This is a genomic window from Streptomyces chartreusis (genome assembly GCF_008704715.1).
Taxonomy (GTDB): Bacteria; Actinomycetota; Actinomycetes; order Streptomycetales; family Streptomycetaceae; genus Streptomyces; species Streptomyces chartreusis.
Genome location: NZ_CP023689.1, coordinates 6684790 through 6708657, shown reverse-complemented (window position 1 = coordinate 6708657; position 23868 = coordinate 6684790). Strand labels below are relative to the sequence as shown.

General features: G+C 71.3%; 19 protein-coding genes. 13 read left to right on the top strand and 6 right to left on the bottom strand.

Annotation, left to right across the window (positions count from 1 at the left end; all coding sequences use genetic code 11):
- The first annotated feature begins 5 nt into the window (after positions 1-5).
- The 4 genes from CP983_RS29500 to CP983_RS29485 all read left to right on the top strand — a co-directional run bounded on the left by CP983_RS29500 (position 6) and on the right by CP983_RS29485 (position 4345).
- Positions 6-893 (top strand): response regulator transcription factor, encoded by an 888-nt coding sequence (locus CP983_RS29500; protein ID WP_189748642.1) that lies wholly within the window; start codon positions 6-8, stop codon positions 891-893.
- On the top strand, positions 890-2404 hold the full coding sequence (locus tag CP983_RS29495) for a sensor histidine kinase (protein WP_150502865.1): 1515 nt from the start codon (positions 890-892) through the stop codon (positions 2402-2404). The genes CP983_RS29500 and CP983_RS29495 overlap by 4 nt, the downstream gene beginning before the upstream one ends.
- Before the next feature lie 233 nt (positions 2405-2637).
- On the top strand, positions 2638-3795 hold the full coding sequence (locus CP983_RS29490) for an alkaline phosphatase PhoX (protein WP_125528573.1): 1158 nt from the start codon (positions 2638-2640) through the stop codon (positions 3793-3795).
- An 85-nt stretch (positions 3796-3880) separates the two neighbouring features.
- Positions 3881-4345 (top strand): excalibur calcium-binding domain-containing protein, encoded by a 465-nt coding sequence (locus CP983_RS29485; protein WP_150502863.1) that lies wholly within the window; start codon positions 3881-3883, stop codon positions 4343-4345.
- A 63-nt stretch (positions 4346-4408) separates the two neighbouring features.
- Here CP983_RS29485 and CP983_RS29480 read toward each other — a convergent pair whose 3' ends face one another.
- Positions 4409-5200, bottom strand: coding sequence for a hypothetical protein (locus CP983_RS29480; RefSeq protein WP_125528575.1), 792 nt, complete (start codon positions 5198-5200; stop codon positions 4409-4411).
- Between the two features lie 250 nt (positions 5201-5450).
- Here CP983_RS29480 and CP983_RS29475 point away from each other — a divergent pair, with 250 nt between their 5' ends.
- Both CP983_RS29475 and CP983_RS29470 read left to right on the top strand, forming a co-directional pair.
- A complete protein-coding gene (locus CP983_RS29475) occupies positions 5451-5654 on the top strand; it encodes a hypothetical protein (RefSeq protein WP_150502861.1) in 204 nt (67 codons plus the stop codon).
- Positions 5655-5700: 46 nt separating this feature from the next.
- A complete protein-coding gene (locus CP983_RS29470; protein WP_150502859.1) occupies positions 5701-6606 on the top strand; it encodes a S41 family peptidase in 906 nt (301 codons plus the stop codon).
- 172 nt (positions 6607-6778) lie between these two features.
- On the opposite strand, the gene ppdK is transcribed toward CP983_RS29470, so the two are convergent.
- Together ppdK and CP983_RS29460 are read right to left on the bottom strand one after the other, a co-directional pair.
- Complete coding sequence (ppdK, locus tag CP983_RS29465) at positions 6779-9499, bottom strand: pyruvate, phosphate dikinase (protein WP_125528578.1); 2721 nt, start codon at positions 9497-9499, stop codon at positions 6779-6781.
- Positions 9500-9906: 407 nt separating this feature from the next.
- Entirely contained in the window at positions 9907-11103 is a 1197-nt protein-coding gene (locus CP983_RS29460) for an ROK family transcriptional regulator (protein ID WP_150502857.1), read from the bottom strand.
- Between the two features lie 121 nt (positions 11104-11224).
- Between CP983_RS29460 and CP983_RS29455 the strand changes: the two genes are divergently transcribed.
- The 3 genes from CP983_RS29455 to CP983_RS29445 all read left to right on the top strand — a co-directional run bounded on the left by CP983_RS29455 (position 11225) and on the right by CP983_RS29445 (position 17140).
- The gene (locus tag CP983_RS29455; protein WP_150502856.1) at positions 11225-12676 is read left to right on the top strand and encodes an MGH1-like glycoside hydrolase domain-containing protein; all 1452 of its coding nucleotides are present in this window, start codon (positions 11225-11227) and stop codon (positions 12674-12676) included.
- Positions 12673-14613 carry an amylo-alpha-1,6-glucosidase gene (locus tag CP983_RS29450; protein WP_150502854.1) on the top strand — a complete coding sequence of 647 codons (1941 nt, stop codon included), beginning with the start codon at positions 12673-12675 and terminating at the stop codon, positions 14611-14613. The genes CP983_RS29455 and CP983_RS29450 overlap by 4 nt, the downstream gene beginning before the upstream one ends.
- 856 nt (positions 14614-15469) lie before the next feature.
- On the top strand, positions 15470-17140 hold the full coding sequence (locus CP983_RS29445; RefSeq protein WP_373309819.1) for an LTA synthase family protein: 1671 nt from the start codon (positions 15470-15472) through the stop codon (positions 17138-17140).
- A gap of 28 nt (positions 17141-17168) precedes the next feature.
- Here CP983_RS29445 and dusB read toward each other — a convergent pair whose 3' ends face one another.
- Entirely contained in the window at positions 17169-18311 is a 1143-nt protein-coding gene (gene dusB, locus CP983_RS29440) for a tRNA dihydrouridine synthase DusB (protein WP_150502852.1), read from the bottom strand.
- A 64-nt stretch (positions 18312-18375) separates the two neighbouring features.
- On the opposite strand from dusB, the gene CP983_RS29435 reads away from it, so the two are divergent.
- On the top strand, positions 18376-19821 hold the full coding sequence (locus tag CP983_RS29435) for an MFS transporter (RefSeq protein ID WP_150502850.1): 1446 nt from the start codon (positions 18376-18378) through the stop codon (positions 19819-19821).
- Between the two features lie 8 nt (positions 19822-19829).
- On the opposite strand, the gene CP983_RS29430 is transcribed toward CP983_RS29435, so the two are convergent.
- The gene (locus tag CP983_RS29430) at positions 19830-20756 is read right to left on the bottom strand and encodes a helix-turn-helix transcriptional regulator (protein ID WP_167537775.1); all 927 of its coding nucleotides are present in this window, start codon (positions 20754-20756) and stop codon (positions 19830-19832) included.
- A gap of 101 nt (positions 20757-20857) precedes the next feature.
- On the opposite strand from CP983_RS29430, the gene CP983_RS29425 reads away from it, so the two are divergent.
- The 3 genes from CP983_RS29425 (at position 20858) to CP983_RS29415 (ending at position 23262) form a co-directional block, all read left to right on the top strand.
- The gene (locus tag CP983_RS29425) at positions 20858-22288 is read left to right on the top strand and encodes an MFS transporter (RefSeq protein ID WP_150502845.1); all 1431 of its coding nucleotides are present in this window, start codon (positions 20858-20860) and stop codon (positions 22286-22288) included.
- Positions 22289-22423: 135 nt separating this feature from the next.
- A complete protein-coding gene (locus tag CP983_RS29420; RefSeq protein ID WP_107906666.1) occupies positions 22424-22642 on the top strand; it encodes a hypothetical protein in 219 nt (72 codons plus the stop codon).
- A complete protein-coding gene (locus CP983_RS29415; RefSeq protein WP_150502843.1) occupies positions 22639-23262 on the top strand; it encodes a GNAT family N-acetyltransferase in 624 nt (207 codons plus the stop codon). The genes CP983_RS29420 and CP983_RS29415 overlap by 4 nt, the downstream gene beginning before the upstream one ends.
- Before the next feature lie 4 nt (positions 23263-23266).
- Here CP983_RS29415 and CP983_RS29410 read toward each other — a convergent pair whose 3' ends face one another.
- Positions 23267-23866, bottom strand: a complete 600-nt coding sequence (locus CP983_RS29410) for a TetR/AcrR family transcriptional regulator (RefSeq protein ID WP_150502841.1) — start codon at positions 23864-23866, stop codon at positions 23267-23269.
- Between the last annotated feature and the right edge of the window lie 2 nt (positions 23867-23868).

Here is a 23868-nt window from a genome sequence, read left to right as displayed (position 1 = left end):
GACGCATGGGCATACGAGTGCTGCTCATCGAGGACGACGAGACGATCGCCGAACCGCTGACCGAGGGACTGGCTTCCTTCGGACTGACGGTGGATCACGTGACCACCGGGGCAGAGGGGTTGAGAAGGCCGTACGGCGATGTCGTCCTGCTCGACCTGGGGTTGCCGGACATGGACGGCATCGATGTGTGCCGGGGCATCCGGCAGCTCTCGGACGTGCCGGTCATCATCCTGAGTGCGCGGGGTGAGGAGGCCGACCGGGTGCTGGGCCTGGAGCTGGGGGCGGACGACTATCTCGCGAAGCCGTTCAGCATCCGGGAGCTGGTGGCACGGGTGCGCGCCGTGACCCGCCGGACCCAGCGGACGGAGACTGCGGCGGAGACGCCGCGTACGGAGACTCCGGGCGAGCCGGAGCGCTTCGAGACGACGGCGCTGGACCGTGGCCGTACGGAGGCGCTGGTGGAGCGGCTGCGCGCCGGGGCGCTGGCGGAACGGGCGGCCGCCCCGCCGCCCGCCGCACCCTCGTACGAGGCCGAGCCACTTCCGTCGTACGACGACCCGACACCCCGGCCCTCCTACCCTCCCGGCCCGTTGGTCGTGGACCGCCGCACCCGTCAGGTCTGGGTCGGCGAGATCCCCGTCACCCTCACGCCGAAGGAGTTCGAGCTGCTGGCGCTGCTGACCGAGGATCCGGGTGCGGTGTACTCCCGGCAGCAGATCCTGGACCGGGTGTGGGACCCGCACTACGAGGGCCCGACCAAGACGCTTGACGTCCATGTCGCCTCGCTGCGGCGCAAGCTGGGCAACCCGGCGTGGATCCAGACGCTGCGCGGGGTCGGCTTCCGGCTGGCGGTGCAGACCGAACCGGGCGGGCAGCAGGTGTCCTCGCCGTGACCCGCCGGCTGCTGCTCAGCTACCTCAGCCTGGCCGCGCTCGTACTGCTGTGCCTGGAGATCCCGCTGGGCTTCGTGTACTCGCGCAGCGAGCGGGAGCGGGTGGTGAACGCGGCGAAGGACGAGGCCGAGTCGGTCTCCGCGTACGCCTCGCTGTCGCTCAGCGCGGGCCGTGCGGAGCGGGATCTGCCGCGCCGGGTGGTGCACTGCGCCGAGCGGATCGGCGGCAAGGTGGTGATCGTGGACGCCGTCGGCACGCTGCTCGCGACCTCGCATCCGCGGGCCGCCGTCATGTCGTCCGACCTCGCCTCACGACCCGGTATCGCCGCGGCCCTGCACGGGACCTCCACGGTGGACGTGCGTACGTCGACCATCGGCGGGGTCGAGTACCTCTCGGTGGCGGCGCCGGTCCGGCACACCTCGGGGCTGCAGGGCGCCGTATGGCTGACGGTGCCGACCCGGACGGTGCACGAACGCGTCCATCACGTCTGGCTGTTGCTGGCCCTCGGCGGGTTCGGCGTGCTCACGGCGGTCGCGGTCGTCGGGTTCGCCATCGCCCGCTGGACCGGCCGGCCGATCCGTGAACTGGAGCGGGCCACCCATGAGCTGGCCGACGGCGGGCGGGCCACGCCGGTGACGATGACGAAGGGCCCGCCGGAGGTGCGCCGGCTGGCGACCGCGTTCAACCGTACGGCGGCCCGCCTCGCCCATCTCCTGGCCGCCCAGCGGGCGTTCGCGGGCGAGGCGTCGCACCAGCTCAAGACGCCGCTCGCGGCACTGCGGCTGCGGCTGGAGAACCTGGAGCCGAACGTCTCCGCGCGCGGCCTCGGCAGTCTGACCGCCGCCGTGACCGAGACGGACCGGCTGTCCCGGATGGTCGAGGGGCTGCTGGCGATGGCCCGCCTGGAGGAGGACTCGGCGTCGCCCGCCCAGGTCGACGTGGGCGCCGTCTGCGCGGAGCGGCACCGCACCTGGCAGCCGTTGTTCGAGCAACAGCGGGTCTCGCTGGTGCTGTTCGCGGGCAGTGTGGGGCCGGTGCTGGCGGTGCCGGGCGGCGTCGAGCAGATCGTGGACAACCTGCTCTCCAACGCGCTGCGCGCCTCCCCGCGCGACTCCACCGTGACGATGGAGCTGCGGCTGCACGTCCCGGCCAGGCGCGCCCTGCGCGACGCCCGTCCCGCCTGGGTCGACCTGCACATCACCGACGAGGGCCCCGGCATGACCGCGGAGCAGCGGGACCGCGCCTTCGACCGGTTCTGGCGGGCGCCGGGCGCCCCCAAGGGCGGCACGGGCCTCGGCCTGTCGCTGGTCCAGCGTCTCGCGCACGCGAGCGGCGGCGAGGCGAGCCTGCACGCCGCGAGTTCGGGCGGTCTGGACGCGGTGATCCGCCTGCCGTCGACGGAGCCGCCGCGCGAGGGCCACGGGCCGCTCGGTCCGCTCGGCCCTCTCGGTCCCGGGGTCGACAAGGCGTCCGGGCAACGCAGGCGGGTGATACCGGCGTTGCGTGCGTGAGGGCGGGGATACTCAGGGGGCGCACAGGGGTGGCAGCACTCCGGGGAGCGTACGCGGGTGACACTCAGCTGAGCGCCGATGAGCAGCACACATGCAGCACTCGGGTATGCCGTCCGTCGGTCATGCGTTGGCTACGGTCCGTCCACCATGCGCCCCTAGTTTCCATGCCGCCCCCCAGGCACGACCCCCGTCGCCGACCGGTGGCGGGGCGGTCTCCACCTCTTGGAGTGAGAGTGGAACGTCGTAATCTGCTGCGTGCGGCCGTCCTCGGCGGTTCTGCCGCCGTCTTCGGCGGAACCCTGTGGCGCGGCGCCGCGTACGCCGCGCCGGCCCAGCCCGGCCCCGGCCCCTACGGGGCGCTGGGCTCCCCCGACGCCAACGGCATCAGACTCCCCAGCGGCTTCACCAGCCGTGTCATCGCCCGCTCGGGCCAGACGGTCTCCGGAACGTCGTACACCTGGCACAACGCTCCCGACGGCGGCGCCTGTTACGCGGACGGCAGCGGCTGGATCTACGTCTCCAACTCGGAGATCAACCCCTCCGGCGGCGCGAGCGCGGTGAAGTTCTCGTCGTCGGGCTCGATCACGGGCGCGTACCGCATCCTCTCGTCCACCCGGCAGAACTGCGCGGGCGGCAAGACCCCGTGGAACACCTGGCTGTCCTGCGAGGAGGTGTCGCTGGGCTACGTCTACGAGACCGACCCGTGGGGTGTGAACGCGGCGAACCGCCGGGACGCGATGGGCCGCTTCAAGCACGAGGCGGCGGCCGCGGACCCGGTGCGCCAGGTGATCTACCTGACCGAGGACGAGACCAACGGCCGCTTCTACCGGTTCGTGCCGACGACCTGGGGCAACCTGTCCTCCGGCACCCTTCAGGTGATGGTCGCGGGCAGCGGCACCTCCGGCTCCTTCAGCTGGGCGAACGTCCCCGACCCGGACGGCTCCCCGACCGCCACCCGCTCGCAGGTCTCGGGCTCCAAGTCCTTCAACGGCGGCGAGGGCTGCCACTACGCCGACAACACGGTCTGGTTCACGACCAAGGGCGACAACCGGGTCTGGCAGCTCAACCTCACGTCGAACACCTACGAGCTGGCCTACGACGACTCCCTCGTCAACGGCACGGCCCCGCTCACCGGCGTCGACAACATCACCGGCTCCTCCTCCGGTGACCTGTTCGTCGCCGAGGACGGCGGCAACATGGAGATCTGCCTGATCACCCCGGACGACGTCGTCGCCTCGTTCCTGCGCATCGACGGCCAGTCCGGCTCGGAGATCACCGGCCCGGCGTTCTCCCCCGACGGCACCCGCCTGTACTTCTCCAGCCAACGCGGCACGAGCGGCAGCTCATCGGGCGGCATCACCTATGAGGTGAGGGGCCCCTTCCGCGCATAGCGGTCACAAAACAGCCACACCTCCACCACACCCGCCCACCGGGCATTACGGTCATCCCCTCACGCAACACCAGTGGGGGGATGACATGACCAATCCGTACACCACGGCGCCCATGCCGCCGCAGCCACCGCTGCGCCCGGCCCCGAAGTGGGCCCGCAAACGCTACGTACTGCCCGCCCTCGCCCTTGCCTTCTTCATCGGCATCGGCGCGGGCGGCGCGTCCGGCGACGACTCGAAGACCACCGAGGCCAAGCCCACGTCGGCATCACCACAGCCCACGGTCACCGTCACCACGACGGCCGAAGCGCCCGAACCCGAGCCGGCCCCGACGGTGACGGCCACGAAGACGGTCAGGGTGACCAGGACGGTCACCGCCACACCCGCCCCGGACACCGGCACCGTCGCCGACGACGACTCCTCCGGCGCGGACGTCTACTACGGCAACTGCTCCGAGGCCCGCGCGGCCGGCGCGGCCCCCGTCCACCGAGGCGAACCCGGCTATGGCTCCCACCTGGACCGCGACAACGACGGGGTGGGCTGCGACACCTGAGGGCCGCGACGGCCGCCCGCCGCGGTGCAGCTCGCGGCGGGTGGTGACCTCACGGGGCCGGGCTCACTTCACATCGACGTAGTCGGCCGAGCCGTTCGTGGCGACGGTGAGGCTGGTGCCGGCGAAGTCGTAGCGGTAGGCGCCGTCCGCCGTCGCCTTCACGGTGGTGGTGGCCCAGCCGTTGCGGTCGGTCTTGATCTTCTTCAGCGTGACGAAGGGGCCGCTCGTGCCCTTGCGGTACTGGAGCAGCACCTGGTGCCCGATGAGGGGCGCGTTCTGGTGGGTCTGCCAACTGGCCACGGTCATGCGGGCCTTGACGGTGAGGTCCTTGCCCTTGGTCACCGGCTGCGGGGTGGCGACGGTCTGGGTCATGTAGGTCGGGCGCTTGATGCGTGCGAGGTACGCGCCGTCCCCGCGGGTGACGTTGCCTGCGCCGTCGGTGGCCACGGGGGTGATGGTCCAGACACCGGCGAGGGCGTTGCTGCGGAGATTGGTGTTCGGGTCGGCGGTCACGAGGGCCTCGCAGAAGGAGGTGGTCTCGTTGAGCGGCACGCAGTGGCTGGACCCGACCAGGACGCCGTCGGCGTTCGCCCGGTCCGCCCCGTGCCACAGCTCGTACGACACGCTCCGCACACCCGACGGGTCGCTGACCGTCGCGGAGACCGAGAACACCCTCTTCTTGGCGGCCTCCACACCCACCGTGTAGTCGCGGTCGTGGTTGACGTCGATGTTCCAGAACTTCGTGCCCGAGTCGTCCTGATCGGCCCCGGCAGCCGGTACGGCGAGAGCGGCTACGGCCAGGACGGCACTGAAGGCGGCGGCGCCGGCGATGACGGCGGTGGCGCGTCTGCGCATGGTGTTTGGTTTCCCCACGCTCGATGGATTGGGCAGTCACTTCACCCGCGTCAGACAAGGCGAACTTCCGGGGGGTTGTGCCCCCCTGACCACCCCACCCCAGCTCTTAACCGTGCGGTCGCCACGGGTTGGCACAATCACGGCCGACCGGCCAACTTCCCGGCGAGAGGGCCGATTTCGAGCGCACAAGAGGATCCAGCGGGACTTTCCGGATCCCGACGCCGCCAAGGGGATAGAGGGTGCCCTGCGTGTGCTGGCGACGGAACTCGAACGCTCGCACGAGGACCCGGAACGGCTCCTGACGGCGGCCCTGGTGTTCGCGGACGGCGACGTGAACCGCTTCCGCTCGGCGATCCGCCTCGCCCGCACGGACTGGCGCGACCTCCTCGTGGCCGGCGGCCTGGGCCACCCGGACTGGCCGCAGGTCCTGGACGAGGAACTGAAGCCCCGCTAGCGGCAGGTCAGCACGCTTCCGCAAGGTCGGTGCTCTACTACCAGCCATGACGACACTTACGGAGCTTCAGCCTGCCCCTGTCATCGACGAGACCACCCGGCTGGTGACCGAGCACTACGTCTTCCCCGAGATAGCCGAGCAGGTCGCCGACCTGCTGCAACGACGCCTCGCCGGGGGCGCCTACGACGTCGACGGCGTCGAGGAGCTCGCCCGTGCGGTCACCGGGGACCTTCAGTCCGTCAACGGCGACCGGCACCTGAGACTGAAGCACCACACCGAACCGGTGTCCCCCGCGCAGGGGGCGGCCACCATGGAAGCCATGCGCCGGGACTTCGACACCTCGCTGGGCGGTGCACCCCGGGTGGAGCTGCTCGACGGAGGGGTCGCCGTACTGGAGCTGGCACCGATGCTGTTTCCGCTGGAGTGGGCAGCCGAACCGCTGGGCGCCGCGCTCACCCTGGTCTCCCGCGCCCGGGCGCTGATCGTGGACCTTCGCGCCAACCGGGGCGGCGACCCGGACACGGTCGCCTTCGTCTGCAGCTACCTGCTGGACGAGCGCACCCACCTCAACACCATGCACTGGCGTGACGGCGAGCGCCGCGAGCAGTCCTGGAGCCTGCCGCACGTTCCCGGCGCCCGCTTCGGCGGCAGCAAGCCGTTGTACGTGCTGGCCGGCGACAGCACCTTCTCCGCCGCCGAGGAGCTGGCGTACGACCTCCAGCAGCTCGGCCGCGCCCTGGTCGTCGGCGAGCCCACCCGCGGCGGCGCACATCCGTGCAAGGGCTGGACGGTGCACCCGCACCTGGAGGTCACCATCCCCATGGGCCGCGCCATCAACCCCGTCTCCGGCACGAACTGGGAGGGCACCGGCGTGCAGCCGGACGTCCCCTGCGCCGCCGCCGACTCCCTCGACCAGGCACACACACTGGCCCTCGCCCGACTGACAGGCTGACCCGGCCCGACAGCCCTGACACGCGACGCACGGAAGGGCGGCACCCCCGCACGGGTGCCGCCCTCCTTCGTGATCCGGAGCCGCCGCCCATCGGTCTTGAGGGTCGGGGACGGGCGGCGGCTCCGGGGTCGAGGGGGCCGTACGGGCGCGATGGCTCGTACGGCCCGTACCGCTAGCGGTGGTCGCTGCCCGCCGACTCCGACGCCGCGCGCCCCGCCTCGAGTCGCGCCACCGGGATGCGGAACGGCGAGCAGGAGACGTAGTCGAGGCCGACCTCGTGGAAGAAGTGCACCGACTCGGGGTCGCCGCCGTGCTCGCCGCAGACGCCGAGCTTCAGGTCGGGGCGGGTCTCACGGCCCGCCTTCGCCGCCGCCGCGACGAGGGAGCCGACGCCGTCCTTGTCGATCGTCTCGAACGGGGAGACGCCGAAGATGCCCTTCTCCAGGTATGCCGTGAAGAAGCTCGCCTCCACGTCGTCCCGGCTGAAGCCCCACACCGTCTGGGTGAGGTCGTTCGTGCCGAAGGAGAAGAACTCCGCCGCTTCCGCGATCTGGCCCGCCGTCAGCGCGGCGCGCGGGAGCTCGATCATCGTGCCGATCGAGAGCTTCAGCTTCGTGCCCGTCGCCGCCTCGACCTCCGCGATGACCTGGTCGGCCTCCTCGCGGACGATCTCCAGCTCCTGGACGGTGCCGACGAGCGGGATCATGATCTCGGCGCGCGGGTCGCCCTTGGCGTTCTTGCGGGCCGCCGCCGCTTCCGCGATCGCGCGGACCTGCATCGTGAACAGGCCGGGGATGACCAGGCCCAGGCGTACGCCGCGCAGACCCAGCATCGGGTTCTGCTCGTGCAGGCGGTGGACGGCCTGGAGGAGGCGCAGCTCGTTCTCGTGGGGCTCCTGACGGGACTCCGCCAGGGCCACCCGGACCGAGAGCTCCGTGATGTCCGGGAGGAACTCGTGCAGCGGCGGGTCGAGGAGACGGATCGTCACCGGCAGCCCGTCCATCGCCGAGAACAGCTCGACGAAGTCCTTCTTCTGGAGCGGCAGCAGCTCCGCCAGGGCGGCCTCGCGGACCTCCTCGGTGTCGGCGAGGATCAGCCTCTCGACCATCTCGCGGCGCTCACCGAGGAACATGTGCTCGGTGCGGCACAGGCCGATGCCCTGGGCGCCGAAGCGACGGGCGCGCAGCGCGTCCTCGGCGTTGTCCGCGTTGGCGCGCACCCGCAGCCGGCGCTTGCGGTCCGCGAACGCCATGATGCGGTGGACGGCCTCCACCAGCTCGTCGGCGTCCTGCGCACCGGCGTGCATGCGGCCCTCGAAGTACTCCACGACGGGAGAGGGGACCACCGGGACCTCGCCCAGGTAGACCTTGCCGGACGAGCCGTCGATCGAGATGACGTCGCCCTCCTCGACGACGTGTCCCCCGGGGACCGTCATCCGGCGGCGCTTGGTGTCGACCTCGAGCTCCTCGGCGCCGCAGACACAGGTCTTGCCCATGCCGCGCGCGACGACGGCCGCGTGGGAGGTCTTGCCGCCGCGCGAGGTCAGGATGCCCTCGGCCGCGATCATGCCGTCGAGGTCGTCGGGGTTGGTCTCCCGGCGGACCAGGATGACCTTCTCGCCCGAACGCGACCACTTGACCGCGGTGTACGAGTCGAAGACGGCCTTGCCGACGGCCGCACCCGGCGACGCCGCGATGCCCCGGCCGACCTGCTCGACCTTCGCCTCCTCGTCGAACTTCGGGAACATCAGCTGCGCGAGCTGGGCGCCGTTGACGCGCTGGAGCGCCTCCGCCTCGTCGATGAGGCCCTGGTCCACGAGCTGGGTCGCGATACGGAAGGCGGCGCCCGCCGTGCGCTTGCCGACGCGGGTCTGGAGCATCCACAGCTGACCGCGCTCGATCGTGAACTCGATGTCGCAGAGGTCCTTGTAGTGGTTTTCCAGCGTCTCCATGATCTGCATCAGCTGGTCGTACGACTTCTTGTCGATCGACTCCAGCTCCGCGAGCGGCACGGTGTTGCGGATGCCCGCGACCACGTCCTCGCCCTGGGCGTTCTGGAGGTAGTCGCCGTAGACGCCCTGGTGGCCGGAGGCGGGGTCACGGGTGAAGGCGACGCCCGTGCCGGAGTCCGGGCCGAGGTTGCCGAAGACCATCGAGCAGACGTTGACGGCCGTGCCGAGGTCGCCGGGGATGCGCTCCTGGCGGCGGTAGAGCTTGGCGCGGTCGGTGTTCCACGAGTTGAAGACCGCCTCGATGGCGAGGTCCATCTGCTCGCGGGGCTCCTGCGGGAAGTCCCGGCCGGCCTCCTTCTTGACGATCTTCTTGAAGGCGGTGACCAGCTTCTTGAGGTCGGCGGCCTCCAGGTCGGTGTCGACCGTGACCTTCTTGGCCTCCTTGGCCTTGTCGAGGGCCTCCTCGAAGAGGTCGCCGTCGACGCCGAGGACGGTCTTGCCGAACATCTGGATGAGGCGGCGGTAGGAGTCCCACGCGAACCGCTCGTCGCCGGCCTGCTCGGCGAGGCCCTTCACGGACTTGTCGGAGAGTCCGATGTTGAGGACCGTGTCCATCATGCCGGGCATGGAGAACTTGGCGCCGGAACGGACCGAGACCAGCAGGGGGTTGTCGGCCTGGCCGAGCTTCTTGCCCATGCGGCTCTCGAGAGCGTCGAGGTGCGCACTCACCTCGTCACGCAGTGCCGCCGGCTCCGCCCCGCTGTCGAGGTAGACCTTGCAGGCTTCCGTCGTGATCGTGAAGCCCGGGGGAACGGGAAGCCCCAGGTTGGTCATCTCGGCGAGGTTGGCGCCCTTGCCACCCAGGAGGTCCTTGAGGTCTTTGTTTCCCTCGGTGAAGTCGTAAACGAACTTCGCTACGTGAGGTTCTTTGTTTTCCGACACGGTCTCGACTCCCTCGAGGACGTGGTGGCTGCCCTGACGGCGAGGAACATACCCAGATCGAAGGCGCCTGGGTACGTCTACTCACGCGTCATGCGCCTGTAACCACCCGTCCGCCAGTGGATCGAAAGTCAAGGCTTGGCAAGCCGTGACGGGCTGATGTTTTCACTTCTTGAACGCAAGAGCGTCGACAAGTGCGATTTCCCGCTCACATGAGCAGCCTTACCGCACGTTTGAGTTCGATCGATGAACGATCAAGGGGTGGCACCCAGTGCCACCCTTTGGAGAAGTGCAGCCGCTCAAGATCCGCTCATCTGAGCGGAACCCTTATCAAGGGTGGCGAGAATCACGCTGCCACAGCCGCCGGAATTTCACCATGCGGACCCCACCTCGAAACGGAAACACGGCCGTCACACACCCAGCGCGACCAGCCGATCTTCCACTCGCTCGGGCGCGTAGAGATGCTCCACGACGAGCGCCCCGGCCCCGATCAGCCCGGCCCGCTCGCCCAGCCGCGAGGTCACGACGTCCAGATGAGCGGTGGAGCGCGGCAGCGCCCGCTGGTACAGCAGCTCCCGGACCCCGGTGAGGAAGGCCGTCCCGGCCAGATCCCCGGCGATCATCAGCACCCCGGGATTGAGCAGCGTCACCACGGTCGCCAGTACGTCCCCGACCTGCCGCCCGGCCTCACGCGCCAGCGCGGCCGCTCCCGGGTGTCCGGACGCGAGCAGGTCCCGCACGTCCGAGCCGGAGGCCGCGGGCACGCCCGTCTCGGCCAGCCGCCGGGCCACGGCACGGCCGCTGGCGACGGCGGCCAGACAGCCGTAGGAGCCGCAGCGGCACTGGGCGTCGGCGCCCACCCGGATGTGCCCGATGTCGCCGGCGCCCCCGTCGATGCCCCGGTAGACCGAGCCGTCCACGACGACGCCCGCGCCGATACCGGTCGACACCTTGACCAGGACGAAGGCCGAGCAGTCCGGGTATCCGGTGCGCTGTTCGCCGTAGGCCATGAGGTTGGCGTCGTTGTCGACGAGGACCGGTACCGGTGGCGCGCCGGTCTCCTCGCCGAAGGCCCTCGCGAGCCGGCCCGTTATGTCGTAGCCGTCCCAGCCGGGCATGATCGGCGGCTGGACGACGCGGCCGGTCTCGCTGTCCACGGGGCCCGGCACCGCGAGCCCGATGCCGCAGACCTCCTCGGCCCGCCGCCCGGCCTTCTCCAGCAGCTCGGCGAACCAGCGCCCCAGATCGCCCAGCACCGCCTCCGGCCCGTCCTCGACGACCAGCGTCCCGCTGTGCTCGGCGAGGATCTCGCCGGTCAGTGTCAGTACGGCGGCACGCGCGTGCCGGGTCTCCAGGTCGGCGGCGAGCACGATGGCGTGGGCGTCGTCGAACTCCAGCGTGATGGAAGGCCGTCCGCCCAGCGGGGAGCCCACGGGACCGCCGGCGCCCTCGCGCAGCCAGCCGGCGCGGAAGAGGCGGTCGAGGCGCTGGCCGACGGTGGCACGGGACAGCCCGGTCGCCTGCTGAAGTGCCCCGCGTGTGACGGCCCGTCCGCTCCGCACCAGTTCGAGCAGATCCCCGGCGCTGGCCTGACCCCGTGCGCTCATGCACACCCCCTTGTGTTTCTCAAGCTTGCATTACATATTAGGTTTTGCGTGTTAAATAGACGTAACTCTAAGGTGTTGCCGACCGAACCGGTCGACCTGACGTCTTTTCGGGGAGCCCCGAGTGGATCGCACTGCCCAACTCACCGCCCGCCGCGCGGCCCGTGACATTGCATACGATCCGCCGCCCGCAGCCGATTCCCCGCACGCCGGAGCCGCCCGCGTACTGGAGGAGAACTGGACCGGCACCTCGACGGTGCCCTCACGTGGTCTGTACCCCCACCAGTGGTCCTGGGACTCCGCGTTCATCGCGATCGGCCTCCGGCACGTCTCACCGTTACGGGCGCAGACGGAACTGGAGACGCTGCTCAACGCCCAGTGGGGTGACGGGCGCGTCCCGCACATCGTCTTCAACCCCTCCGTGCCACTCGACGCCTACTTCCCGAGCCCCGACTTCTGGCGTTCCTCGACCGCGGGGCGGGACGCGGGCGCCCCGCGCACCGTACAGACCTCCGGCATCGTGCAGCCACCGGTGCACGCGCTGGCCGCCTGGCTGGTGCACCGCGCCGACCCGGGGCTGTCCCGGGCGCGCGGATTCCTCACCCGGGTCTATCCCCGACTGGCCGCCTGGCACCGCTATCTGCTGCACCGGCGCGACCTCGGCGGCGCCGGCCTCGCGTCGGTCGTGCACCCCTGGGAACAGGGCATGGACAACAGCCCCTGCTGGGACGCACCCCTGCGCCGCGTGCCGCCCGCGCCGACCCGCTCCTTCCGCCGGGCCGACCTCGACCACGGGGCGGCGGAGGACCGGCCGACGGATCTGGACTACGGACGGTACGTCCGGCTGGCGACGGACTACCGGGACGGTGGATACGCCGACGGCGGAAGTGCTGAGGCGGCCCGAAGGGCCTCGTTTGAGGGTGGTGGCGGGAGACGGGCGGGCCTGTTCGCCGTCGAGGACCCGGCGTTCAACGCCCTGCTCATCGCCTCCGAGCACGCGCTGGCCGGCATCGCGCGGGAGCTGGGGGCTACCGGCACGGCCCGGCACGCCCGCGCCGAACGCCTGACGGCGGCGCTGATCGACCGCATGTGGGATCCGGCGAGCGGGATGTTCCTCTGCCACGACGTAGGGGCGGGCGGGCTCATCCCCGAACGCGGCGTCAGCGGCCTGATCCCGCTCCTGCTGCCCACGCTTCCGCGCGACATCGCCGCCACCCTGGTCGGCACGGCGTACGGCCCGCACTTCGGCCTCGGCCGCACCACCCGCCTCGCCCCGTCGTACGACCTCCAGGGCGAGGCCTTCGACCCGCACCGCTACTGGCGGGGCCCGGCCTGGTTCAACACCGGCTGGCTGCTGGAGCGGGGCCTGCGCACGCACGGCGAACGGGACCGGGCCGAGGCGATGCGCGAGGCGATGCTCGACCTCGCCGTCGCCTCCGACTTCGCCGAGTACGTCGATCCGTACACCGGCAAGGCCTGCGGCACTACACGCTTCAGCTGGACGGCGGCGCTCACGCTCGACCTGCTGCACGACTTCGAGGAACTCATGGACTCCAAGGGAGGGAACCGGGGATGACGGACCGTCACCATCTGCTCGTGTACGGGGGTACGTTCGCCGCCGTGGGCGACGCCGGCGACATCAGCGGCGTACGGGCCGCCGGCTCTCCGGAGGGGTTATTCGTACGCGACGCCAGGCATCTGAGCCGCTGGCAGCTCACCGTGGACGGTGCGGTGCCCGAGACGCTCTCGCCGGTGGCCGACGGTGACACGGCACGCTGTGTGCTGGTGCCGCGCGGCGGACGCGACGAGCCTCCGGCGTACACGCTCTTCCGCGAACAGGCCGTCGGGGACGGCTCGTTCATCGACGCGATCCGTGTGACGAGCAACCGTCCGGTGCCGACGACGATCCATCTCGCGCTGACCGTCGACGCCGACTTCACCGACCAGTTCGAGCTGCGCTCGGACCACCGCACCTACGCCAAGTCCGGCGTCAAGCGCCGCCGTCAGGCCCTCGATCACGGCGTGGAGTTCAGCTACCAGCGGGGCGAGTGGCGCTCGGTGACGACGGTGACGGCCGAGCCCGCGCCGGACGCCGTCGAGGAGACCGGGACCGGTGCCCGCCGGCTGGTGTGGGCTCTGGACCTCGACCCGCACGGCACGACGGAGCTGACGCTGCGCGTGATGGCCCGCCCGCACGGCGACAAACGGGCCCTGCGCGTACCCCGCTCCCCCGCGGCCCTCTCCGCCCAACTCCTCGCACAAGAGGGCGAGTTCGTCGAGGGCGTGGCCTTCCCGACGGGCTGGCCCGAGCTCGCCGCGGCCTGTGCGCGGGGCCTGGCCGACCTCGCCGCGCTCCAGGTCCCGGCGACGGGCCCCGACGGCGAGGAACTGCGCGTACCGGCCGCCGGAGCCCCCTGGTTCCTGACGCTGCTGGGCCGGGACGCCCTGCTCACCTCGCTCTTCACCCTGCCCTACCGGCCCCGGCTCGCCGCGGCCACCCTCCCCGCGCTGGCGGCGACGCAGGCGACGGCACGGACGGGACCGGACGGGGTCTGTCAGCCCGGCAAGATCGTGCACGAGGTCCGGCACGGCGAGCTGGCGCACTTCGGGCAGGTGCCGTACGGCCGTTACTACGGTTCCGTGGACGCGACGCCGCTGTTCCTGATCCTGCTCGGCGCGTATGTGGAGCAGACCGGGGACACGCCCCTGGCGCAGCGCCTGGAGTCGCACGCCCGTGCCGCGATCGGCTGGATGCTGGACCACGGCGGCCTCACCACCCGCGGCTATCTGGTGTACCGCGCCGACCAGGGCGGCCTTGCCAACCAGAACTGGAAGGACTCCCCCGGCGCGATCTGTTCCTCCGACGGCACCCGGCCGGCCGGCCCGGTGATGGCGGCGGGCGCCCAGGGCTATGCGTACGACGCCCTGCGGCGCACGGCGTGGCTGGCCCGCACGGTGTGGCAGGACCTGACGTACGCGGCGCTCCTGGAGCAGGCGGCGGGCGATCTGCGCGACCGTTTCCAGCGGGACTTCTGGATGCCGGAGCACTCCTTCCCGGCCCTGGCGCTGGACGGCGAGGGCCGCCAGGTGGACGCCCTCGCGTCCGACGCCGGGCATCTGCTCTGGTCCGGGCTGCTGGACAAGGAGTACGGCGAGCTGGTGGGCCGGCGGCTGCTGGAGCCGGACTTCTTCTCAGGCTGGGGCGTACGCACGCTGGCCTCCGGTCAGCCTGCCTACCACCCCCTGTCGTACCACCGCGGCTCGGTCTGGCCGCACGACAACGCCCTGATCAGCCTGGGGCTGGCGCGCTACGGCCTGCATGACGAGGCCCGGACGGTGGCGCACGCGCTGGTCGACGCGGCGACGACGACGGGGCATCGGCTGCCGGAGGTGCTGGCGGGGTACGGCCGCGACACCCACGAGGAGCCGGTGCCGTATCCGCACGCGTGCGAACGGGAGTCGCGCTCGGCGGCGGCACCACTGGCTCTGCTGACGGCGGTGGGCGGCGCGTAGCGGCCCCTCGACACATCTCCCCACCCGCCCCACCCGTACAACTCTCGTCGCCGGGGTCGGGTGGGCACGCGGGGGCTGATCACCATCGGCGGCCGCACGCTCGTGCGACCTGCGGCCGCCGCTCCCGCGAGCCTGTTGGCCCGCCGTTTGCCGGGTGTTTGCCGAGCGCTGGGGCTCGAGGGCTGAACATAGGTGCAGGCCAGCCCGTACGAGGAGATGGCGGGCCCCCAGCCTCCCCAGCGAGGCCCGCCACAACTCCAGCAGGGGCCTCGCACGGAAGGACCTTCGGGTGCCTGTCTTCACGCGCTTTCGTCAATCCATCAGCAAGAACGACGACTTGACCGACAAGGCCCCGACCGACAAGAACCCCTCGGAAGAGCCCTCAACGGACGGCCAGGCGTCACCCGAGCCCACGCCCGCCGCCGACGACAAGCCCTCGGTGGACGACGGGCCCGACGCCCCCACGGCCACAGACCAACCCTCGGCAGACGACCGCCCCCTCGACCCCAAGGCCGCCGACGCCAACGCCGACAAGCCCTCGACGGGCGACGGGCCCCGCGACCCCGCGGACGCAGAGGAGCCTTCGGACGACCCGCGGGCGCTCGAAGCCGCGGCCGCCAACGCCGACGAGCCCTCGACGGCGGGCGCCCGGACCCTCGATCCCGCGCCCGCCGACGACGAGTCCTCGACGGGCGACAGGCCCAGCGGCCCCGGGGACACAGAGGAGGCTTCGGCGGACGACCGGGGTCTCGCACCCGCGGATGGCGACGAGCCCTCGGCAGGCGGACGGACTCCCGCGGGCGCCGACGGCGATCTGCCCCCGCTGGGGCCACCCGCACCCGGCGACGAGAGTGTCATGGGTGGGGCGGGTGGGAGGGAATCGGTCGCGGACGAAGGGTGGCGGCGGACTTACCTCCGCTGGGCCCTCGCCCTCCTCGCCGCCGCCCTCATCTACGTCTGCCTCCAGATGCCGAACACCCTCGGCAACCTCAGACTCCGGGAGTTCGTCCGCCTCCCCGCGGAAGCGGTCATCGGCGCCGCCGTACTCCTCAGCCTCCCCCGCCGCCCCCGCCTGATCACCGCGGCGATATCCGGCGCGGCCCTCGGCGCCCTCACCGTCCTCAACGTCCTGGACATGGGCTTCAACGAGTACCTGGGCCGGCACTTCAACATCATCCTGGACTGGGAACTCCTCGACGACGCCCAGTCGTACATGCAGGACTCGATGGGCGGATCCACCGCGGTGCTGCTCACGGTCGGCGCGATACTCCTCGCCGTGGTCCTGATAACCCTGGTCGCCCTCGCCACCGTCCACATCGCCAACCTCCTGGCCCGGCACAAGGCGAACGCGTCCAAGGGCGCCCTGATGGCCGGCACCGTCTGGATCACCTGCACGGCGTTCGGCGTCCAGATCGCCGGCGTGCCGATCGCCGCCGACCACACCGCCGGCGTCGTCAAGGTGCACGCCCACCGCGCCCTGGACACCCTGCGCGACGAGGCACAGTTCGCCAAGGACGCGAAGGCCGACACCTTCGGCAGCACACCGCCCGCCCAGCTCGTCCCCGACCTGCGCGGCAAGGACATCGTCTTCACCTTCATCGAGAGCTACGGCCGCAGCGCGATCGAGGACCCGGAGATCGCCCCCGGCGTCACGAACACGCTCGACACCAGCACGAAGGCCCTGGCGAAGGCCGGCTTCCACGCGAAGAGCGGCTGGCTGACGTCGGCGACGTTCGGCGGCAACAGCTGGCTGGGCCACTCCACCACCCTGTCCGGCCTGTGGATCGACAACCAGCAGCGCTACCGCACGGTCATGGCAAGCGACCACCTCAGCCTCACCAAGGTCTTCAAGAAGACCGGCGAATGGGACACGGTCGGCGTGATGCCCGGCGTGCAGAAGAGCTGGCCGGAACAGAAGTACTACGGCCTGGACAAGGTCTACAACGCCTTCCAACTCGGCTACAAGGGACCGAAGTTCAGCTGGTCGACGATGCCCGACCAGTACGCCCTGGAAGCCTTCCAGCGCCAGGTGCACGGCAAGGAGCGCGACAAGCCCCTGATGTCGGAGATCATCCTGACCTCAAGCCACCAGCCCTGGGCCCCGATCCCGAAGATGGTCGACTGGGACGACCTGGGCGACGGCTCGGTCTTCAAGTCCATCCAGAAGGCGGGCGTGAAGCCGGGAGACATCATCTCCGACTCCACCCGCTCCAAGCAGGAGTACGGCAAGTCCGTCTCGTACTCCGTCACCAGCCTCACCCAGTGGCTGGAGCGCTACGGCACCGACGACACCGTCCTCGTCTTCCTGGGCGACCACCAGCCGATGTCCCGGGTCAGCGGCGTCAGGGCCAGCCGGGACGTGCCTATCTCGATCGTCGCGAAGGACCCGAAGGTGCTGGACAAGATCGCCGACTGGAACTGGACGGACGGCCTCCAGCCCGCGTCCAAGGCCCCGGTGTGGAAGATGAGCTCCTTCCGGGACCGCTTCCTGACGGCCTACGGCTCCACGCCGAACCCGTCGAAGTAGCCCCGCCGGACCGCACCCGGCCGGCCCGTCAGCCCCCGGAGGTGTCCAGCTCCGCGTCCTCGCCGACGCCGGCGCAGTCGTAGGGGTCCTTCAGCCAGCCGTCCGGCAGCACCACCCGGTTGTTGCCGGACGTACGGCCGCGGGGCCCGTCCGCACCGGAGGGCCAGGGCTGGTCGAGGTCCAGCTCGTCGAGACCGCCGCGCAGCTCCTGGAGCGAGGACGTGATCGCGAGGCGCTTGCGCATCTCGGAGCCGACCGCGAAGCCCTTGAGGTACCAGGCGACGTGCTTGCGGAAGTCGATGACACCGCGCGCCTCGTCGCCGATCCACTCGCCGAGCAGCGTGGCGTGCCGGACCATGACGTCGGCGACCTCACGCAGCGTAGGGCGAGCGATGTCCTGGGCACGTCCCTCGAAGACCGCGACCAGGTCGGAGAACAGCCAGGGCCGCCCGAGGCATCCGCGTCCGACGACCACGCCGTCGCAGCCGGTCTCGCGCACCATCCGCACCGCGTCCTCGGCGGACCAGATGTCGCCGTTGCCGAGCACGGGGATCTCCGGCACATGCTCCTTCAGGCGCGCGATGGCGTCCCAGTCGGCGGTGCCGCCGTAGTGCTGGGCGGCGGTGCGGCCGTGCAGCGCGATGGCGGTGACGCCCTCCTCGACGGCGATCCGACCGGCGTCGAGGTAGGTGATGTGGTCGTCGTCGATGCCCTTGCGCATCTTCATAGTGACCGGCAGGTCACCGGCCCCGCTGACGGCCTCCCGCAGGATCGCCCGCAGCAGGTTCCGCTTGAACGGCAGCGCGGAGCCGCCGCCCTTGCGGGTCACCTTCGGCACCGGGCAGCCGAAGTTCAGGTCGATGTGATCGGCCAGGCCCTCCTCCGCGATCATGCGGACGGCCTTGCCGACGGTGGCGGGGTCGACGCCGTACAGCTGGATCGAGCGCGGCTTCTCGGTCGCGTCGAAGTGGATCAGCTGCATGGTCTTCTCGTTGCGCTCGACCAGCGCCCGGGTCGTGATCATCTCGCTGACGAACAGCCCCTTGCCGCCGCTGAACTCCCTGCACAGGGTGCGGAAGGGCGCGTTCGTGATCCCGGCCATGGGGGCGAGGACGACGGGCGGCTGGACGGTGTGGGGGCCGATCTGCAACGGCGAGGCGGTCGTGGGCATCCACCCATTCTCACGTACCGGACCGGGTGCGGCTAAATTCATTAGTTAGGCGTACTATTCAAGGATGCCGGAGCTCAGCCCACGCCGCCGAGTGCTGGTCCTCGCGATCTGCTGCATGAGCCTGCTGATCGTGAGCCTCGACACCACGGCCCTCAACGTCTCCCTCCCCGCGATGCAGCGCGATCTCGGCGCGAGCACGTCGGGTCTGCAGTGGACGATCGACGCGTACACCCTCGTCCTGGCCTCGCTGCTGATGCTGGCCGGCTCCACGGCGGACCGGATCGGCCGCAAACGCGTCTTCATGACCGGCCTGATCCTGTTCACCATCGGCTCGGCCCTGTGCTCGGCGGCACCGACCCTCGACTCGCTGATCGTCTTCCGGATGGTGCAGGCGGTCGGCGGTTCGATGCTCAACCCGGTCGCGATGTCGATCATCACCAACACCTTCACCGACCCGCGTGAACGGGCCCGGGCAATCGGCGTGTGGGGCGGTGTCGTCGGCATCTCGATGGCCGCGGGACCGCTGGTCGGGGGTCTGCTCGTGGACGCGGTCGACTGGCGCGCGATCTTCTGGGTCAACCTTCCGGTGGGCCTGACCGCCCTCCTGCTCACCCTCCGCTTCGTCCCCGAGTCCAGGGCGCCCAAGGCCCGCCGGCTGGACCCCGTGGGCCAGCTCCTGGTGATCGCGCTGTTCGGCGCGCTGACGTACGCGATCATCGAGGCGCCGAACGCCGGGTTCGGCTCGGTGCTGCCGTTCGCGGGGGTCGCGGCGGCGGCCCTGCTCGGCCTCCTCTGGTACGAGCCGCGCCGTGCCGAGCCCCTGATCGACCTGCGGTTCTTCCGGTCGGCGCCGTTCAGCGGGGCCACGGTGATCGCGATCGGCGCGTTCGCCGGGCTGGGCGGATTCCTGTTCCTGTCGACGCTGTACCTGCAGAACGTGCGCGGCCTGGACGCGCTGCACGCGGGGCTGTGGATGCTGCCGATGGCGACGCCGATGTTCCTGTGCGCGCCGCTGTCCGGGCGGCTGGTCGGCAGCCGGGGGCCGCGGCTGCCGCTGCTGGTCGCGGGCGTCGCGATGACGACGAGCTGCGCGCTGTTCGCGCTGTTCGAGGCGGAGACGTCCAATGTCACGCTGCTGCTCGGGTACGTGCTGTTCGGCATCGGGTTCGGGTTCGTGAACGCGCCGATCACCAATACGGCGGTGTCGGGGATGCCGCGGGCCCAGGCCGGGGTCGCGGCCGCCGTCGCCTCCACCAGCCGTCAGCTGGGGCAGACGCTGGGGGTGGCGGTGATCGGGGCGGTGCTGGCGGCGGGGATCGGTTCGTCCTCGTACAAGGAGTCGTTCGTGGCCGCCGCCGGTCCGGGGTGGTGGGTGCTCACCGGGTGTGGGGCTCTGGTTCTCGTCGTGGGCCTGGTCACGAGTGGGCGGTGGGCGCGGGGCACGGCTGAACGTGCGGCCGAGACGCTGGCGGCACCTGAGATTCGCGATGCGTCGAGGGTTGTCGCGTAGTTCGGCGGCTATCGGTGAGTGGGGGCTGGTCGCGCAGTTCCCCGCGCCCCTTTGAGGGCGATTTCGTGCAGCTTCTCCAGACGTACTCTCGACTCCTCGTCCGCCGGGACGTAGGTCACCATCCTCGGGCCCACGTCCGGGCTCAGCCACAGGTCGGTGTGGTCGACCAGGATTCGGCCGACGTGGCGGTTGAGGAACTCCTTGCGCTTGCTGCGGTGGGACACCACCTCGTGGCGCTCCCACACCTCGCGGAACGCGGGGGACTCGGTGCGCAGGCGTCCCAGGAGCATCTTCCAGGCGGGCTCGCCGAGATGACCGGCCATGGCGGCCCGGAAGCGGGCGGCCATGAGGCGCTGGGTCTCCTCCAGGTGCACGATCGAGGACTGCCAGTCCTGGTTGGTGTACGACAGGATCATGCAGTTGCGGTCCTCGGGCGGCACCGCCTCCAGGTCGCAGAGCAGCAGGCCGTAGGTGCGGTTGTGGGCGAGGATGTCGTACCGGCTGTTCTGCAGGCACGCCGGATACGGCTCCAGCTGTTCCAGTACGGCCCGCATCGCGGGCGTCACCGACGGGCAGGCCGTCGCCGGTGTGGGGTCCACCGCGCCGGCCAGCTGGAAAAGATGCGACCGCTCGCTGGGGTCGAGCATCAGGGTGCGGGCGAGGGCGTCGAGGACCTGGACGGAGACCTGGATGTCGCGGGCCTGCTCCAGCCACGTGTACCAGGTGACGCCGACCGCGGCGAGGTGGGCGACCTCCTCGCGGCGCAGGCCGGGTGTGCGGCGTCGGCTCCCGCGGGGCAGGCCGACCTGCTCGGGGGCGATGTGCTCGCGGCGGTGACGCAGGAAGGCGGCGAGTTCATGGCGGCGGACCGCCGAGGCGGCCGTACCGTGCGAGCCGTCCGCGGTCGCCGTCGTCTGCTGCGCCATGGTCGTCATCCCTCCAGCCTGCCGCTTCCCCGACCCTGTTTCCAGGTGGTTCCGCTACCAGGATAAGGACACTCTGGTACCAGTCTCAGGATCGTCGCAGCCTGGTGAGCGTGACCGAAACCATCACTTCGCACAAGGCCGACCGGGCCACCGCGGTGGCGCCCTCGCTCGGTGGCCTCGGCCTGTTCACGGTGCTGCTCGCGGCGGCACTTCCCCTCATCGACTTCTTCATCGTCAACGTGGCCCTGCCCACCATCGGCCACGACCTCGCGGCGAGCGAGGCCGTGCTCGAACTGGTCGTGGCGGGCTACGGGTTGGCGTACGCCGTGCTGCTCGTCCTCGGCGGGCGGCTCGGCGACCTGTTCGGCCGGCGACGGCTCTTCCTCGGGGGCATGGCGGCCTTCGGGCTGACCTCGCTGGCGTGCGGCCTCGCGCCCAGCGCGTGGACGCTAGTCGCGGCGCGGGTCGCGCAGGGCGCGGCGTCCGCGGCGATGCTGCCGCAGGTGCTGGCCACCATCCAGGCGGCCACCAGCGGCCCGCGCCGGGCGAAGGCCATGGGCCTGTACGGCGCGACGGCCGGCCTGTCGATGGTCGCCGGGCAGATCCTCGGCGGCGTCCTGGTCGCGGCGGACGTCTGGGGCACCGGCTGGCGCTCGGTGTTCCTGGTGAACGTGCCCGTCGTCCTCGTCGGCCTGTTCCTGGCCGCCCGCACGGTCCCCGAGACCCGCTCCCAGCACCCGGAGCCGCTCGACGGCCCCGGCACGGTCCTGCTCGCCGCCGCCCTGATCGCGCTGCTTGCCCCGCTCACCGAGGGCCGGGCGGCGGGCTGGCCGCTGTGGACGTGGCTGTCGCTGGCGGCGTTCCCGTTCGTGGCGGCGGCGTTCTACGCGGTGGAGCGCGGGGCGGACCGCAAGGGCCGTACGCCGCTCGTGCCGCCGAGTCTGTTCGCCCTGCTGTCGCTGCGCCGCGGTCTGGTGATGATCGTGCCGTTCTCGATCGGCTTCAGCGGCTTCATGTTCGTGATCGCGGTGGCGTTGCAGCAGGGTGCGGGACTCGGTCCGGTCGGGGCGGGTCTTGCGCTGGTGCCGATGGCGGTGGCGTTCTTCTTCGTCTCGCTCGCCGGTCCGCGGCTCGTGGCCCGGTACGGCACCCGGATCGTGACCGCCGGTGCCGCGATCCAGGGCGTCGGCGTGGCACTGATAGCCCTGGCCGCCTGGCGTTCCTGGCCGGACCTCGGCCTGCTCGGACTGCTGCCGGGCGCGGCGATCGCCGGTGCGGGCCAGGCCCTCCAACTCCCGGTCGTCTTCCGGATCGTGCTCTCCGAGGTGCCGCCGGCCAGGGCGGGCGTGGGCAGCGGGGTGATGATCACGACCCAGCAGTCGGCGCTGGCGTTGGGTGTGGCGACCCTCGGCACGCTGTTCCTCTCCCTCGTCCCGGGGGCGGGCATGCGGGACGCCCTGGTGACGACGCTGCTGGTCCAGCTGGCCGGTGTGGCGCTGACGGGCCTGCTCAGCCTGCGTCTGCCGCGCACGATCTCCTGATCGAGTTGTGAGGGTGTGGCCACAGGTTGGTCAACTCGCCGGGCCGGAGTCCCTGTTGATGTTGGTCTTGCTGCACACTCCTTGCTGCGCGGCGCCGCGCATGGAATCTCGATGTCCTCGGACGCTGGAGGCGTCATGCTGGAGATCAACACGAGCAAGGTGAGCCGCTGGGACCACCACGGACGAGAGCATGTCGTACGGGTACTCCGCAGGGGCACGCAGCGCACGGTCAGATGCGACACCTGTGGCTGGCGCAAGGGCGCGCAGTTCCTGCCCTGGCTGAAGGCCGAGGAGCATCTGGCCGAGGCCCACCAGGCCACGGTGGACCCGGCCGAGTCGCAGACCGACGGATGAGCCTCATCCGCCTCTACCGGGCCGGGGACCGCGAGGCCGTCGAGGACATCTGCGTCCGCACGGCGCACCTGGGCGGCGACAGCCGGCCGCACTACCGGGACCCCGGCATCTTCCCGGCGGCCTTCGCGGTCCCGTACGCCGTGCTTGAGCCGGACCTGGCGTTCGTCCTGGACGACGGGGACGGGCGGGCCGTCGGCTATGTCGTGGGCACCGCGGACACCCCGCGCTTCGTGGCGGCGTTCCGCACGCGGTGGCTGCCGTCGGCCGCGGGCCGGTATCCCCGGCCCGAGGGGCCGCCCCGTACGCCGGACGAGGAGTTGGCCGGGCTGCTGCACGACCCGGAGCGGATGCTCGTCCCGGAGGTCGCCGCCTACCCGGCCCATCTCCACATCGACCTGCTGCCCGGCTGGCAGGGCCGCGGCCACGGGCGCGCGCTGATGCGCACCCTGCTCAAGGCCCTCGGGGACAAGGGGGTCCCGGCGGTGCATCTGACGATGGTCACCGCCAACACCCCGGCGCGGGCGTTCTACGACCGGCTGGGCTTCCACGAGATAGCCGTCCCGGACCCGGGCCCGGTCACCTTCCTCGGCCGCACTACGGGCGCACTCGACACCCTGTGACGGCTCAGCCGCGGGCCCGCAGCCCGCGCAGCAGCAGGTCCGTCAGGGCCTCGAAGTCGCGCTCCACGCCCGGCTGTTCCCACTCCCGGGCGTAGTGCGGGTCGTGGAAGCGGTCGGTCGCCCGGAACAGGGCGCCCGCGGTGGCGGCCGGGTCCTCGGCGGTGAAGGCGCCCGCGGCGACGCCCGCGCGCACGAGTTCGGTGAGCTGGCCGGTGAGTTCGGCGATGTGCTCGCCGACGACCGTCTCGGCGGTCTCGGTGGTCAGCACCGTGTAGGTGGCGAACAGCTCCGGGTCGTCGAACGCCTTGCGGCGCTTGGCGGCGAACAGCGCCGCGAGCCACTTGCGCACCCGGGTCTCCGGGTCCAGGTCCGGTGCCGCGACGATGGCCGCGAGCACCTGGGTGGTCCGGTCCAGCCACCGCTTGGTGACCGCTTCGCGCAGCGCCGCCTTCGTACGGAAGTGCCGGTAGACGCTGCCATGGCTGACGCCGAGCGCGCGGGCCACGTCGACCACGGTGGCCTTGGCCGGGCCGTGGCGGCGCAGCACCTCCTCGGTGGCTTCGAGGATGCGCTCGGCGGTCAGGGTCTGGGGCGTCGGTGGCATGC